Origin of the sequence: Dactylosporangium sp. CS-047395, assembly GCF_050942185.1 — a bacterium.
Classification (GTDB): domain Bacteria; phylum Actinomycetota; class Actinomycetes; order Mycobacteriales; family Micromonosporaceae; genus Dactylosporangium.
The window spans coordinates 9,913,793-9,928,048 of sequence record NZ_CP192015.1 but is presented as its reverse complement, the minus strand read 5'-3'; the positions used below and the strand labels follow the sequence as shown (position 1 = coordinate 9,928,048).

The 14,256-nt window shown below is 73.8% G+C and carries 10 protein-coding genes; 7 read left to right on the top strand and 3 right to left on the bottom strand.

Features of this window, described 5'->3' with window-relative positions:
• Positions 1-20: 20 nt before the first annotated feature.
• Complete coding sequence (locus ACQP00_RS46405) at positions 21-965, bottom strand: GGDEF domain-containing protein (RefSeq protein WP_433209963.1); 945 nt, start codon at positions 963-965, stop codon at positions 21-23.
• A gap of 110 nt (positions 966-1,075) precedes the next feature.
• Between ACQP00_RS46405 and ACQP00_RS46400 the strand changes: the two genes are divergently transcribed.
• Both ACQP00_RS46400 and ACQP00_RS46395 read left to right on the top strand, forming a co-directional pair.
• Positions 1,076-1,321, top strand: coding sequence for a hypothetical protein (locus ACQP00_RS46400; RefSeq protein ID WP_433209961.1), 246 nt, complete (start codon positions 1,076-1,078; stop codon positions 1,319-1,321).
• Positions 1,322-1,359: 38 nt separating this feature from the next.
• On the top strand, positions 1,360-2,904 hold the full coding sequence (locus ACQP00_RS46395; protein ID WP_433209959.1) for an ATP-dependent DNA ligase: 1,545 nt from the start codon (positions 1,360-1,362) through the stop codon (positions 2,902-2,904).
• 485 nt (positions 2,905-3,389) lie between these two features.
• On the opposite strand, the gene ACQP00_RS46390 is transcribed toward ACQP00_RS46395, so the two are convergent.
• Positions 3,390-4,196: an SURF1 family cytochrome oxidase biogenesis protein gene (locus ACQP00_RS46390; protein ID WP_433209957.1), complete on the bottom strand. Its 807-nt coding sequence runs from the start codon at positions 4,194-4,196 to the stop codon at positions 3,390-3,392.
• Between the two features lie 97 nt (positions 4,197-4,293).
• On the opposite strand from ACQP00_RS46390, the gene ACQP00_RS46385 reads away from it, so the two are divergent.
• Together ACQP00_RS46385 and ACQP00_RS46380 are read left to right on the top strand one after the other, a co-directional pair.
• On the top strand, positions 4,294-8,094 hold the full coding sequence (locus ACQP00_RS46385; protein WP_433209955.1) for a cobyrinate a,c-diamide synthase: 3,801 nt from the start codon (positions 4,294-4,296) through the stop codon (positions 8,092-8,094).
• Entirely contained in the window at positions 8,095-8,670 is a 576-nt protein-coding gene (locus ACQP00_RS46380; RefSeq protein WP_433209953.1) for a GNAT family N-acetyltransferase, read from the top strand. It begins immediately after the preceding gene.
• Positions 8,671-8,694: 24 nt separating this feature from the next.
• Here the strand turns inward: ACQP00_RS46380 and ACQP00_RS46375 are convergent, their stop codons facing one another.
• Positions 8,695-10,869, bottom strand: a complete 2,175-nt coding sequence (locus tag ACQP00_RS46375) for a transglycosylase domain-containing protein (RefSeq protein ID WP_433209951.1) — start codon at positions 10,867-10,869, stop codon at positions 8,695-8,697.
• Positions 10,870-10,916: 47 nt separating this feature from the next.
• Between ACQP00_RS46375 and cobC the strand changes: the two genes are divergently transcribed.
• From cobC to cobA, 3 genes are read left to right on the top strand one after another with little or no spacing between them, the layout of a single operon-like run.
• Positions 10,917-11,933 carry an Rv2231c family pyridoxal phosphate-dependent protein CobC gene (gene cobC / locus ACQP00_RS46370; RefSeq protein ID WP_433209949.1) on the top strand — a complete coding sequence of 339 codons (1,017 nt, stop codon included), beginning with the start codon at positions 10,917-10,919 and terminating at the stop codon, positions 11,931-11,933.
• Between the two features lie 5 nt (positions 11,934-11,938).
• On the top strand, positions 11,939-12,982 hold the full coding sequence (gene cobT, locus ACQP00_RS46365; RefSeq protein ID WP_433209947.1) for a nicotinate-nucleotide--dimethylbenzimidazole phosphoribosyltransferase: 1,044 nt from the start codon (positions 11,939-11,941) through the stop codon (positions 12,980-12,982).
• A complete protein-coding gene (gene cobA / locus ACQP00_RS46360) occupies positions 12,979-14,208 on the top strand; it encodes a uroporphyrinogen-III C-methyltransferase (protein ID WP_433209945.1) in 1,230 nt (409 codons plus the stop codon). The genes cobT and cobA overlap by 4 nt, the downstream gene beginning before the upstream one ends.
• Positions 14,209-14,256: the final 48 nt, after the last annotated feature.

The following is a 14,256-nucleotide window of genomic DNA, read 5'->3' as shown; positions in this document are numbered from 1 at the left end:
GGCGAGCCCGGGGCGGTCTGTCAGGCGGCCTCGAGCTTCGTGCGGCGCGGGCGCGGCAGTGGAGCGGGCCACTCCTCGGTATCCGACGGCGGCCGGCTGGCCCCGTCGACCGAGATCCAGTCGCGCGTCGCCGTGGCGCTGGCGACGACGCGGTCGCGGCCGGTGCGCTTTGCGGCGTAGAGAGCGCGGTCGGCCAGGGGGATCAGCTCGTCGGGGTGGGCGGTGTCGGTGGGGAGCAGGGCCGTACCGGCGGAAATGGTCACGGAACGCAGCACTCCATCGCCCAGGTCGAGCGCGGCCGCGCCGATCGCTGCGCGCACCCGGTCGGCCAGGTCGGCGGCCCGGGTGCCGTCCGCGTCCGGGATGAGCAGGGCGAACTCCTCGCCGCCGTAGCGGGCGACGGTCACGCCGGGACCGGCGGTCGTGCGCAGCGTGTCCGCCACCGTGCGCAGGACCCGGTCGCCCGCGGGGTGGCCGAACGCGTCGTTGATGCGCTTGAACCGGTCCAGGTCGAGCAGGACCACGGCGGCCGGCCGGCCCGGGACCAGGTCGCGCAGGCGCTCCTCGAAGGCGCGCCGGTTCTCCAGGCCCGTCAGGGCGTCCGTGGTCGCGATCCGGTGCTGGCGCGCGAGCTCCACCGCCATGCGCCCGAGGACCAGGAGGAACAGCAGGGCACTGGCGGCCGCGACAACCGGGACGTCGTGCGTTTGGCCGCGGGTGTACTGCACGAGCAGTACACCCGGAGCGAACAACGCACCGAGCACCAGGGCGAACGGGCCGGCCGGGCTGACCGGCAGAGGCAGCCGCGGCCGAGGTAGCGCGATCACGGCGAGCAGCACCGCCGGCATCACCAGCAGGGCGCCCGGCCGGTCGAGGAATGCCCAGCTGAGCAGGCCCGCAGCGGTGGCCGCGACGCCGGCGTCGAGCAGTGCCGGGGCCGACCTGCGCTCACGGAACGTATTCACACCGCTATTTTCCGTCATTTGGTCAAGCGGATCCAACCCTGTCTGCAACCCGACGGGCACGGCCGTGCTCTGCGCGAAGCGTGGACTTGAGGCAGCGAAGGGAGCACAGCATGACGCCACAGCTGCTCGAACACGTTCGCGCGGAGGCGCTGTTCGTGTCGAACGTACAGTCGACGGACGCGCTTGATCCGGTGCACATCCGGGAGGCGGTCATGGTCACCGTCCGCCGGCACGGGCCCCGGGGGTGTGCCGCGCTGGTGGCGCACGAGTTCGGCGAACACCCCGACACGGCCGTGAGCCGGATGGGCTGGGTGCTGGACTGCATCCGGCGCGCCTACGCCCGCGCGATGGCCTGAAGCGATTTTTTGTCGTACCCCTGCGCGAGAATCCCAATATGCGATTCGAGCAGCTGGCAGAGGTTTCCCGGGCGGTGGCGGCGACCAGTGCCCGCAACGCCAAGATCGACCTGCTGGCCGCCGCCCTGCGCGACCTGGCCGCCTCCGGGGACGAGCGGACGGTGGCCGCAGGGGCCGGCTATCTCGCCGGTGAGCTGCGACAACGCCAGACCGGGGTCGGGTATGCGAGCCTGCGCGACCTGCCCCCACCGGCGGCCGAGCCGGCGCTGAGCGTCGCCGACGTCGACCTGGCCTTCGAGCGGATGGCCGCGCTGGCCGGCAAGGGTTCCCAGGCCGCCCGCCGGGCCGAGGTCGACGCGCTGTTCGGCGCCGCGACCGACGTGGAGCGGGGCCACCTGATCGGGCTGCTCAGCGGCGAACTGCGCCAGGGCGCCCAGGCCGGCCTCCTCGCCGACGCCGTCGCCCGCGCGGCCGGCATCCCCTCCACCGCCGTGCGCCGCGCCCTGCTGCTCGCGGGCGATCTCAAGGCCGTCGCCGCCGACGCGCTCCTGCACGGACCCGAGGCCCTGGACGCATACCGGCTCACCGTCGGCCGCCCGCTCGCCCCGATGCTCGCCTCCAGCGCGCCCAACGCCACCGAGGCCCTGACCGACACCGGCCTCCCCGCGGCCGCCGACATCAAGATCGACGGCATCCGGATCCAGGTCCACAAAAACCCCGAAATCATCCGTGTGTACAGTCGCAGCCTCGACGACATCACCGCCCGCCTCCCCGGCGTCGTGGCCACCGTCGCGGCGCTGGACGCGGCCACGATCGTCCTCGACGGCGAGGCGGTCGGCGTGGATCCCGGCACCGGGCGCGCCCTGCCGTTCCAGGAGACCTCCAGCCGCGCGGCCCGCCGCGACGGGGTGTCGATCCTGCACCCGTTCTTCTTCGACGTCCTGCACCTCGACGGCGAGGACCTGCTCGACCGCCCGGCGGGGGAGCGGTGGGCGGCGCTGGAACGGGTCGTACCCGAGCCGCTGCGGGTCGGTCGCACCATGGTCGACTCGCCCGAGCAGGCCGAGGAGGCCTTCGCGGCGGCGGTCGCGGCCGGCCACGAGGGCCTGGTCATCAAGTCCGTCGCGGCCACCTACGACGTGGGCCGCCGCGGCGGGGCCTGGGTCAAGGTGAAGCCGCGGCACACGCTCGACCTGGTGGTCCTGGCCGTCGAACGGGGCCACGGCCGCCGGCGCGGCTGGCTGTCCAACCTCCACCTGGGCGCCCGCGACCCGGAGACCGGCGGGTTCGTGATGCTGGGCAAGACCTTCAAGGGCATGACCGACGAGATGCTGCGCTGGCAGACGGAGAAGCTGCAGTCCCTGGCCGTCTCGGAGTCCGACTGGGTGGTCACGGTGCGGCCCGAACTGGTAGTCGAGATCGCCTTCGACGGGGTCCAGACCTCGCCCCGCTACCCGGGCGGGATGGCGCTGCGGTTCGCGCGGGTGCTGCGGTACCGCGAGGACAAGACCCCCGCCGAGGCCGACACGCTCGACACCGTCCGCGCCATCCACAAGGGCGCGCCCCACCGGGAGTCGACGTGAGCGGCTCGGTCGCTCCGATCACGCCCCGGCCTGGCGCACCATCCACAAGGGCGCACCCCACCGGGAGGAGACGTGAGCGGCTCGGTCGCTCCGATCACGCCTCGGCCTGGCGCGCCGCCTCGGGGTTGTTCCGAACACGCCTCGGTCTGGCGCGCCGCATCGGGTGTTGACGTGAGCGGCTCGGTCGCTCCGTCGCCCCGGCCGCCGCCGGCGAGTTGCCGCGCGGGTTGTTGTTGCCGGCCGCCGGCGAGTTGCCGCGCGGGTTGTTGTTGCCGGCCGCCGGCGAGTTGCCGCGCGGGTTGTTGTTGCCGGCCGCCGGCGAGTTGCCGCGCGGGTTGTTGTTGCCGGCCGCCGGCGAGTTGCCGCGCGGGGTCGGGCGTGCCTGCTGTCGGCGAGGTCCCGCAGACGGCCGGCCTGGTTCGGAGGAGGGGTGCCATTGGGAGCGTGGTGATCCGCCTGGTCTGGCCGCTCGCGCCGCGGTGGCCTCAGCGAGGCGATTCGTGCAGCTGGTCCTCGTCCTCGTCCTCGTCGTCCAGCAGGTTGTCCGGGCGCGGTCCGCGGCCCTCGCGGCGGGCCAGGTAGCCGAAGCCGTAGAGGGTCATGGCGGCGAACAGCCACCACTGCAGGACGTAGCCCGCGTTCTGCAGGGCGTTCTGCTTCTCGGCCGGCACCGCGACGAAGCCCGGGGCGGGTTCGTCGGCGCTGACGTAGGCGTCGAACAGGGCGTACGGCATGGTGGGGGCGATCGCCGTCGGGGTGATGCGGCGGATCTCCGCGTGGCTGGAGACCTCCTGCGGGCGGCCGCCGCGGCTCTCCGGGGGACGCAGCCGGCCGGCGACGGTGACCGGGCCGGAGGGTGCGGCGGGCACGTCGGGCGTGGTCAGGGCGCCGGAGGAGGCGGGCCGGACCCAGCCGCGGTCGACCAGGACCGCGGTGCCGTCGGGCAGCACGAGCGGGGTGAGCACCTCGAAGCCGACGGCGCCCTCGACCGTACGGCCGCGGACGAGGATCTCGTGCTCCGGGTCGTAGTGGCCGGTCACGGTGACGCGCGTCCACTCGGTGTGCTCCGCGGGCTGCGGGCCGACGGTCCCGGCGCCCCCGTGCGGCGCGCCGACGACGTCCGTCAGCGCCACCGGGGTGGCGGAGGTGCCCGCGTCGATCCGGGCGTTGATCTCCGCACGCTGGTGGTAGCGGTCGAGCTGCCACAGGCCGAGCAGCACCATGACCGTCGCCGCGGCCAAGGTCAGCGCGGCGTAGCCGAGCCACCGGGGCGTCGCGAGAAACCGGTACACAACCATGCACGGTAGCCCGTCCACTTTGCGGACGGTCATGGTGGCGCCCGTTCGGTATCGTCCGGGTCACACGTATGCCTCAGGGCCGGAGGAGCACATGAGCACGATCCCGCGGCTGGTGATCAGCGCCCCGTCGTCCGGTCACGGCAAGACGGCCGTGTCGGTCGGGCTGCTCGCGGCGCTGTCCGCGCGTGGCTACCGCGCCGCCGGGTTCAAGATCGGACCGGACCACGTCGACGCCTCCTACCTGGGGCTCGCCGCCGGGCGGCCCGGCCGCAACCTCGACCCGCGCATGGTCGGCGCGAAGCGGATGGGGCCGCTGTTCGCGCACGGGGCCGCGTCGCTGGACATCGCCGTCGTCGAGGGGACGATGGGGCTGTTCGACGGGCTGGCCGGGCGTACCGACAGCGAATCCACCGCGCAGATCTCCGGCCTGCTGCGCGCCCCGGTGATCCTGGTCGTCGACGTCGGTGCCATGGGGCAGTCGGTCGCGGCGCTGGTGCACGGCTTCCGCGCGTACGACGAGCTGCTCTGGCTCGGCGGCGTCATCCTCAACCGGGTCGCCTCCACCCGCCACGAGCAACTGCTGCGGGAGGCGTTGGACGACATCGGCGTACCGGTGCTGGGTGCCCTTCGCCGGCACGCGCTCACCGACGCCGGCGAGTCCGGCGCCCCGCTGCCCTCCCGCCACCACGGCGTCGCGCCGGTGGTGCACCACAATCTGGACGCCGTGCGCGCCGTACGCCGCCTGGGCGAGGTCATCGCCGGCGCCGTCGACATCGACCGCACCATGGCCCTGGCCCGCTCCGCCCCGCGGCTGACCTCCGACCCGTGGAGCGCCGAGGCCGAGATCGCCGCGGCCGCCGAGTCGCAGTCCTCGATCGCCGCGACCCGCATCGGCCGCCGTCCGGTGATCGGCGTCGCGTTCGCCTACCCGGAGACCGCCGAGCTGCTCACCGCGGCCGGCGCCGAGGTCGTCCCGTTCGACCCGCTGCGCGACGAGGTCCTCCCGGCCGGCGTCGACGGCCTCGTCATCGGGGCCGCCCTGCCCGAGTCGTACGCCGAGGAACTCACCTTCAACGGCCGCCTGCGCACCGCCGTGGCCGCCCACGCCGCCGCGGGCAAGCCGATCGCCGCGGAGGGCACCGGCCTGGTCTGGCTCTGCCGCGACTACAACGGCCGCCCGATGTGCGGCGTGGTGGACGCCTCGGCCCGCGAGACCGACCTGGTCGTCCTGGGCTACCGCGAGGCCACCGCCCGCTCGTCGTCGGTCATCCTGCCGGTCGGCGCCCAGGTCATCGGCCACAAGATGCACCGCACGAGCATCACCCCGCGCGCCGGCCTCCAAGCCGCCTGGACCTGGGCGGGCGGCCCGGCCGAGGGCTTCGTCCAGCGCGGCGTCCACGCCTCGTACCTCGGCCTGCACTGGGCCGGCACACCGGCGATCGCGTCGCGCTTCGTGACCGCGGCCGGGGCGACGGCGGCCCCGCAGCCGGGCCTGTGGAGCACCCCGTCGACGAGCCCGTACGGCCGCCCGTCAGTCCCGGTGATGAACTTCCCGACCGCCCCGATGCTGTCGGCGGCGACCCCGGTCACGGCGGTCCCGGCCGCGGCGGCCCCGGCCGCGGCGCCGGTCACTCCGGCGATGGTCGACATGCCGGGCGGCACGCCGAGCTACGCGGCCGACTACACGACCCCGGACGCCCCGCCACCCCGCCTGCCGGCCGCGATCCCCGGCTCGATCCTGGCCAGCCCGGCCGGCCCGGGCTCAATCGCCGCCTCGGGTGGCCCAGGCTCGGCCGCCACGTCCTCCGCTCCGGGTTCGGCCGCCACGTCGGGTGGCCCGGGTTCGGTTGCCGCGTCGGGTGGCCCGGGTTCGGCTGCCACGTCGGGCGGCCCAGGCTCGGTTGCTGCGTCGGGTGGCCTGAGCGATCCTGCCGCCCAGCCCTCTGTCCCTGTCATGGCCACCCCGGCTGATCCGGCGGCCGCAGGGTGGGACGCCGCCTCCGCTGCTGCGGGCGATGCGTCGGCGGTGGGTGGTGCGCCGGCTGCGGGTTGGAACGCCACGTCGGCCGCCGCGGGCGATGCGTCGGCCGTGGGTGGTGCGCCGGTCGCGGGTTGGAACGCGCCGACGGCCGCCGCTGGCGATGCGCCGCTCCCGGGCTGGACCGCCTCATCGGCCGGCGGGCCGGTCGCGGGGTGGATCGCGCCGTCGGCCGCGGCGGGCGATGCCGCGGCTCCCGGCTGGACCGCTCCGTCGGCAGCGCAGGGTGCCCCGACCGTTCCGGCGACCGCCTCGGCCACCGGGTCGTATCCGGTGACCGGCACGACCTACCGGGCCGCGGTTCCCGCGAGCGCGCCGACCTCACCGGGCGCGTCGTCGCCGTTCGGCCCCGCGCTCGGCCCGGCGATGCCCACGCCGTGGACCTCGTCCGACGGCGCACCGAGGGGCTCGGCGGCCGCCCAGGGGGCTTCGCCCGCCACCGGCTCCGCCTCGGTCGCGGCCGCATCGGTTTCCAGCCCGGCCGCTTCCGTGGCGTCGGTTTCGGCTCCGGCCGCCTCCGTTTCGGCTGTTCCGATCTCCGCGGTTCCGGTTTCCGCTCCGGGTGGCTTTGTTTCGGGCACGACTCCGCTGACCCCGCCGCCGAGTGGCTCCGTCTCCGGTGTCCCTGGGCCGAGCGCCCCGCTGTCCGCCGTCCCTGCCTCGGGCGCGCCGAACTCCAGCACTCCTGTCCCAGGCGCCCTCGTCTCCGGCTCCGCTGGTCCGGGCCCGAGCGCGCCGGTGGCCGGCGTGAAGAGCGAAGAGTCGTCGGCCGAGGGCGTGACGAGCGAAGAGTCGTCGGCCGAGGGCGTGACGAGCGAAGAGTCGTCGGCCGAGGGCGTGACGAGCGAAGAGTCGTCGGCCGAGGGCGTGACGAGCGAAGAGTCGTCGGCCGAGGGCCTGACGAGCGAAGAGTCGTCGGCCAAGGGCGTGACGAGTGACGGTCCGCTGGTCGGGGGCGCGACGACCGACGGTTCGCCGAACGCGGGCGCAGTGGCTGGCGGCGTGGCAAGTGAAGGGCGTGAGCGGTCAACTGCCTCCAATGCTTCGGCTGAGGTGACTTCGGGCGGGGAGGCCGGCGGCTCGGGCTCCATCCCCTCATCGTTTTCCGAGACCGGTTCGGTTCCCGCCGGCGCCAGGGCTACGGGCAGTGCATCAAGCGACATTTCAGACACCAACCCCGACCTGCGCGGCGACGATGGTGAGGCCACGACCGTGTTGGGTGTGGCCGGTGGTGGGGGTGGGAACGGCGAGGCGAGCGTTGGGGTGCCTTCCGCGGGGAACGGGCCCGCGGCGGCGAGTGGGCTGCCATCGTCTTTGGTTGTGCCCGTCCAGAGTTCCGCAGCTCAGCCCGTCTCCTCGCCCTCCAGTGCGCCGGTTTCGGGGTCGGTGACGGGGCCGATCACCGCGTACGGGCCGGGGGCGGTCGCCGGGCCCGGGCCCTCGACCTCGGCCGCCGTGCCGGTGTCGTCGGCGCCGGTTCCTGTGTTTGCCGACTCGGCTTCGCAGACCTCCGCGCCCGTGTCCGCCGCGCCCGGTGGGGTCACCGCCATGCCCGCGGGGGAAGCCGGACTCCAAGACGCCACCGCCATGCCGGCGGGGGACGCCGGGCTCGAGGACGCGGCGCCCGTGTCGGCGCCTCCGGTCTCGGGGCCGCCGGCGGCGCAGCGTTCTGTCGGAACTGCGTCGATTCCCGTCGTGTCCGTGTCGGGGCCCATCTCGGTACCCCCGGGTTCGGTAGTGTCCGATTCCGTGCCCACTTCGCCAGTTTCAGGAGCGGCGTCCCAGAACGCCGAAGAAAAGCCCGCAGCGGGAACCGCAAAAGGCAAGAACGGCGACGGGGACGAGGCGGCCTAGGTGTCGACCTGGTCGGTGGCGCTGCGGCGCTTTCCATCGCTGCTCGTCCAAACGCCGCGGCTCACCGTGCGGCCGCTGTGTGCCGATGACGACAAGCGGGTCGGAGAGATTTTCGCCGACCGGCTCGTGCGGCGGTGGCTTCCGGTCGCGGCCGACGAGCTGGAGGCCTTCGACGGGTACGCCTGGTGCACCGAGCTGGCCGTCGAGCGGCGCGACAGCGGCGCCGGGGACCATTACGGCATCGTGCGCCGCGAGGACGAGCGGCTCGTGGGCTGTCTGTGGACCAAGAACACGGACTGGCTGACGCGGTCGACCGAGATCGCGTGCGCGGTGGCCGCCGACGCCCGCGGGTTCGGGGTCGCGCCCGAGGCGGTCGACGTGCTCGCGCTGTCGCTGCTGCTGGAGCACCGGTTCCAGCGCATCGAGCTGCGGGTCGCGCCCGGGAACGTGGCGTCGCGGCGGGTCGCGGAGAAGGCCGGGTTCACGTACGAGGGACTGCTGCGCAACGCCGGCTCCCTCGCCAGCGGCCGGGTCGACCTCGAAAGCTGGTCACTACTCCCGTCAGACATCCGCTAAAAAACTACTCCCGTCAGACATCCGCTAAAGGCCGCGCGACGATTTCACAGCCTTCTTGCCGACGATCTGGGGACTCGGCGGGGTGAATCCGCGCCAAGGCATGGCCGCCAGGGAGTCGTGCAACGTGTCGGCCACCGTCTCCCGCGGCTTGGAGGCGTTCCCCGCGCCCACCCGATGCAGCGGATTGTCCGGGTCGGCGATGAACCCGGCGATCGTGAGACCCGGTGTCATCCCGACGAACCAGGCCGTCCGGTCGTCGTCGGTCGTGCCGGACTTGCCGGCGACCGGACGCCGTACCGTCGAAAACACCCGGGACGCCGTCGACCATCCGCCGCAGTCCCCGGTCGCGGCCTTGTAGCCCGTCACGCACCGCGCCGCGTCCACCGCGCCCCGCGCCACGTCCGGCGAGAGCACCTGCGCGCACCGCGGCTTGGCCACGTCGACGCCCTTGTCGTCCACGACCGGCTTGCCGTGCACGTCGGTGATGGACACGACCGGGGTCGGCTCGCAGTGCACCCCGTCGGCGACGACCGTGGCGAACGCGTTTGCCATCTCCATCGGCGTCGTGTCCGCCACGCCCAGGGTGAACGCGCCCCAGCCCTTGGCCCGCGCGGGGGAGGCGAGCTGCTGGTCGATGCTGGTCCGCCAGTGCAGGCCCAGCCGCTCGGCCATGCGCACGGCGGAGTCGGCGCCCACGCGCTGTTCGAGTTGCACCCAGTACGTGTTCACGGACTTGCCGAAGCCCGACCACATGGTCTGCCGCCCGGTCATCGAGTCCGAGGCGTTGGACGGGCACCAGAAGTCGTTGCCGCAGTGGGCGGAACTGCTACGACCCGTCTTGTACTTCGTCTGCACCGTCTTCGGAGAATAGATCGACGTCGACAGGGGCAGTCCCTGTTCGAGCGCCGCGAGCATCGTGAACATCTTGAAGGTGGAGCCGGCCTGATATCCCGCCATGCCGTCCCCGCCGCCGAGGAGCGGGTTGACCGTGTTCGGATAGTTGCCGCGCAACCGCTTGCGCTGCCGCGGGTCGGAGTGCGGGCCGTTGCTCGCGCGGTCCAGGGAGTACACCCGGTTCACGGCCATCGCCCGCACGAGTCCCGTCCCCGGCTCGATCGCGACCTGCCCGAGCGCATAGGGACTGCGGCTCTTCTCCCGCTTGTTGATCTGGGCCTGCGCGATGTCCTGCACGCGCGGGTCGATCGAGGTGACGATGTTGTACCCGCCGCGGCGCAACGTGTCCAGGCGCTCGGTCGAGTTCGCGCCGAACACCGGCTGGTCGGCCCACCAGGAGCGGAACATCGCGCAGAAGAAGCCGTACCCGGGACGCGTGGCGAGGCAGTCGTTCGGCGGCTCGGTGAGCTTGAGCGCGATCGGCACGCCGTGCGCGGTCGCGGCGTCGGCGCGGCTGAGGTACTTGAGGTCCACCATCCGGTCGATCACGTAGTCGCGCCGCGTGGTGGCCGCCTTCGCGTCGGAGCCGGAGGGGTCGTACGACGACGGCGCCTGCACGAGACCGGCCAGAAGAGCCGCCTCCGGTACCGTCAGATCGCCCGGCTTCTTCGAGAAGTACACCTCCGCCGCGGCGAGGATCCCGTAGGCGCGGTGGCCGAAGTAGGCGACATTGAGGTACCGCTCCAGGATCTCCTGTTTGCTCATGTGCTTCTCGAGCTCGAGGGCCAGCTTCATCTCGCGCAGCTTGCGCGCGCCGGTCTGCTCGGTCGCCTCGTTCACTTCCGCCGGTGTACGCGCGGTGTCGCGCAGGACGTTGCGCACGTACTGCATCGTGATGGTCGACGCGCCCTGGGACACGCCGCCCGCCTTCTGGTTGGCCACGAACGCGCGCGCGACGCCCTTGAAGTCCACGCCGTGGTGCTCCCAGAACCGCGCGTCCTCGGCGGCGACGATCGCGTGCTGGATGTTCGGCGACATCGACGCGATCGGCGTGTACGTGCGGTACTCCTCGTAGAACTGCGCGAGCAGCGCGCCGTCGGCCGAGTACACGTGCGAGGTCTGGGCCGGCATCGACTGGCGCAGCGCGTCCGGCGGCATCACCAGCGCGTCCGCGCCCTTCTTGGCCCCCATGCCGCTCACGGCGGCCAGCGGATAGATCAGCGCGGCCACCGCCAGCCCGACGATGAGGCCGGTCCGCAGGAGCGCGAGGAAGCCGCCGGCCACTCGCAGCGTGCGCGCGATCACATTCTTAAGCTAGGACAAATCGGTTCGCCGTACGCGACGATCGCCTGATGCTGCGGTTCCACGGCGATCGCGAAGTCGCGCCGGGCCTTGTCGACCTCGCCGTGAACGTGCGGCAGGAGGCGCCCCCGGCCTGGCTGATGGGGCCCGTCACGGCCTCCCTGGCCCACCTCGGCGCCTACCCGGACCCGGCCGAGGCCACCGCGGCGATCGCGGCCCGGCACGGCCGTCCGCCCGAGGAGGTGCTGCTGACCTCGGGCGCCGCGCAGGCGTTCGTGCTCGTCGCGCAGGCGCTGCGGCCGGAGCGGGCGGTGGTGGTCCACCCACAGTTCACCGAGCCCGAAGCCGCCCTGGTGACCGCGGGCCACGCGGTCGAGCGGGTCGTGCTGCGCGAGTCCGACGGGTTCCGGCTCCGCGGCGGGCAGATCCCGGAAACGGCCGATCTCGTCGTCATCGGCAACCCCACCAACCCCACGTCGGTACTGCACGAAGCAACCGACCTCGCCCGCCTCACCAGGCCCGGGCGCGTCACCGTGGTCGACGAGGCGTTCGCCGACACGGTCCCCGGCGAGCCCGAGTCGCTGGCCGGCGCGCGCGACCTCCCCGGCCTGCTGGTGATCCGCAGCCTGACCAAGACCTGGGGCCTGGCCGGGCTGCGGATCGGCTACGTGCTCGGCCCCGCGCCGCTGCTCGACCGGCTGCACGAGCACGCTCCACTGTGGAGTGTCTCGACGCCCGCCCTGGCCGCGGCGATCGCGTGCGCGTCCGAGCGCGCGGTGCACACGGAGCGCGAGATCGCCGTCCGGCTCGTGGCCGATCGCGCCCACCTCGTCGCGGCCCTGGAGCGGGCCGGTGTGCCCGTGGCCGGCCGCCCCGCCAGTTCGTTCGTGCTGATCAGGGTGGACGATGGCGAGAGGGTGCGGGCCGCGCTGCGCGAGCGTGGGTTCGCCGTGCGGCGGGGCGAAACCTTCCCGGGGCTGGGCCAGGACTGGTTACGTATTGCCGTGCGGGACACTGCCACCAGTGACGCCTTCGTCGCGGTGTTGTCCGAGGTACTGGGAAGGTGAGCAACATGCTGCACGAGACGATCGCCGCGATCCGGCCGCTCGACGACGAGGCCATCGCGGCCGCGCGGGCCCTGCAGGGGCGCCTGACGAAGCCGATGGGGTCGCTGGGGTCACTGGAGACCCTCGCGGTCCGGCTGGCGGGTTTGGCCGGCACGTGCCCGCCGCCGATGCCGGAGCCCGCCGCGCTGGCAATCTTCGCCGGGGATCACGGGGTACACGAGCAGGGTGTGACGCCATGGCCGCAAGAGGTCACCGCGCAGATGGTGGCCAACTTCGTGGCCGGCGGCGCGGTCGTGAACGCCTTCGCGCGCCAGGCCGGGGTCTCCGTCACCGTGGTGGACGTCGGCGTGAAGGCCACCCTCGACCCGGCCGAGGGCCTGCTCGACCGCAAGGTCCGGGCCGGGACCCGCGACCTGAGCGTCGAACCGGCGATGACCCGCGAGGAGGCGGTGCAGGCGCTGGAGGTCGGCATGCAGGTGGCCGCGGACCTCGTGGCGGGCGGCGCCCAGGCGCTGCTCACAGGGGACATGGGCATCGCCAACACCACGCCGTCGGCCGCGCTCATCGCCGCGTTCACGCACGCCGATCCGGCCGCGGTGACCGGGCTGGGCACCGGCATCGACAGCGAGACGCACGCCCGCAAGGTCGCCGTGGTCACCTCCGCGGTCGTCGGGCTGCAGGCGGACGACCCGATCGACGTCCTGGCGGCCGTGGGCGGGCTGGAGCACGCGGCCATCGCGGGCTTCATCCTCAAGGCCGCCGAACTGCGCGTGCCCGTCGTGCTCGACGGCGTGATCGCCGCCTCGGCCGCGCTCGCCGCTCAGGCCCTGGCCCCGGCCGCGACCGCCGCGATGGTCGCCGGGCACCGCTCGGCCGAGCCGGGGGCCACCGTGGCCCTGGGCTATCTTGAGCTCGAACCGCTCGTCGACCTGGGCCTGCGCCTGGGCGAGGGCACCGGCGCCGTGCTGGCGCTGCCGATCGTGGCCAGTGCTGTCCGCGTCCTGCACGAGGTTGCCACCTTCGATTCCGCTGGAGTAGCCCACAAGTGAACCCCTACCCCCTCGGTTTGCGGCTGGAAGGGTTGCGTGTCCTGGTGGTCGGCGGCGGTACCGTCGCCACCAGGCGCGTGCCCGCTCTGCTCGACGCGGGCGCGGACGTCGTGCTCGTCTCGCCCCACGTCACCCCCGCCCTGCGCGCGCACGTCGACGCCGGCCGCCTCACCTGGCGCGAGCGGCGCTTCGAGCCGGCCGACGCCGACGACGCCTGGCTGGTCCACGTGGCCGTCAGCGACCCGGTGGCGGCCCAGGCGATCAGCGACGTGACCGCGGCCAGGCGGATCTTCACCGTCCGCGCCGACGACCGGCACGCCGCGACCGCGTGGACGCCCGCGGTGACCCGGCAGGGCCCGGTCACGGTGGCGGTCCTGGCCGGCGGCGACCCGGTGCGCGCGGTCGCGGTGCGCGACGCGATCGGCGAGCAGCTCACCGCCGGCGTCCTCACCGCCGGCGTCCTCGACGCCGGGCTCCTCGACGCCGCGGACGAGGGCCGCGCGGGCACGGTGGCACTGGTCGGCTCCGGCCCGGGCGACCCGGAGCTGCTGACCGTGAAGGGGCGCCGGCTGCTCGCCGCGGCCGACGTGGTCGTGATCGACCGGCTGGCCGCCGGACTGCTCCTGGACGAGCTGCGGCCCGAGGTCGAGCTGGTCGACGCGTCCAAGATCCCGTACGGGCCGTCAGCCGCCCAGGAGGAGATCAACCGCGTCCTGGTCGACCGCGCCCTGGCCGGCAAGTTCGTGGTCCGGCTCAAGGGCGGCGACCCGTACGTCTTCGGCCGCGGCGGCGAGGAGCTGCTGGCCTGCGCGGCGGCGGGCGTCCCGGTCGTGGTGGTGCCGGGCATCACCAGCGCGATCGCGGTGCCGTCGGCGGCCGGGATTCCGGTCACCCACCGCGGCGTGGCGCACGAGTTCACGGTGGTGTCGGGCCACCTGGCGCCCGGCCACGCCGAGTCGCTCGTGGATTGGGCGGCCCTGGCCCGGCTGCGGGGGACCGTCTGCGTGCTGATGGGGCTGAAGAACCTGCCCGCGATCGCGGCGGTGCTGCAGTCGCACGGGCGGGCGCCGGACACGCCGGTCGCCGTTGTGCAGGAGGGTACGACGCGGGACCAGCGGACGCTGCGGGCGACGCTGGCCACGGTCGCGGACGCGGCGAAGGAGGCGGCGCTGCGGCCGCCTGCCGTCGTTGTGATCGGGCCTGTGGTGGACGCGCTGGTGGGGTGAGGTTTTTGTCCCGATAAGTCGGGCGCTGCCGCGCCGCGACTTATCGGA

What these genes read in the sequence shown, in the direction of transcription:
- ACQP00_RS46400 (WP_433209961.1), top strand. Translation starts at nt 1,076, where the DNA reads ATGACGCCACAGCTGCTCGAACACGTTCGCGCGGAGGCGCTGTTCGTG.
- ACQP00_RS46395 (WP_433209959.1), top strand. Translation starts at nt 1,360, where the DNA reads ATGCGATTCGAGCAGCTGGCAGAGGTTTCCCGGGCGGTGGCGGCGACC.
- ACQP00_RS46385 (WP_433209955.1), top strand. Translation starts at nt 4,294, where the DNA reads ATGAGCACGATCCCGCGGCTGGTGATCAGCGCCCCGTCGTCCGGTCAC.
- cobC (WP_433209949.1), top strand. Translation starts at nt 10,917, where the DNA reads ATGCTGCGGTTCCACGGCGATCGCGAAGTCGCGCCGGGCCTTGTCGAC.
- cobT (WP_433209947.1), top strand. Translation starts at nt 11,939, where the DNA reads ATGCTGCACGAGACGATCGCCGCGATCCGGCCGCTCGACGACGAGGCC.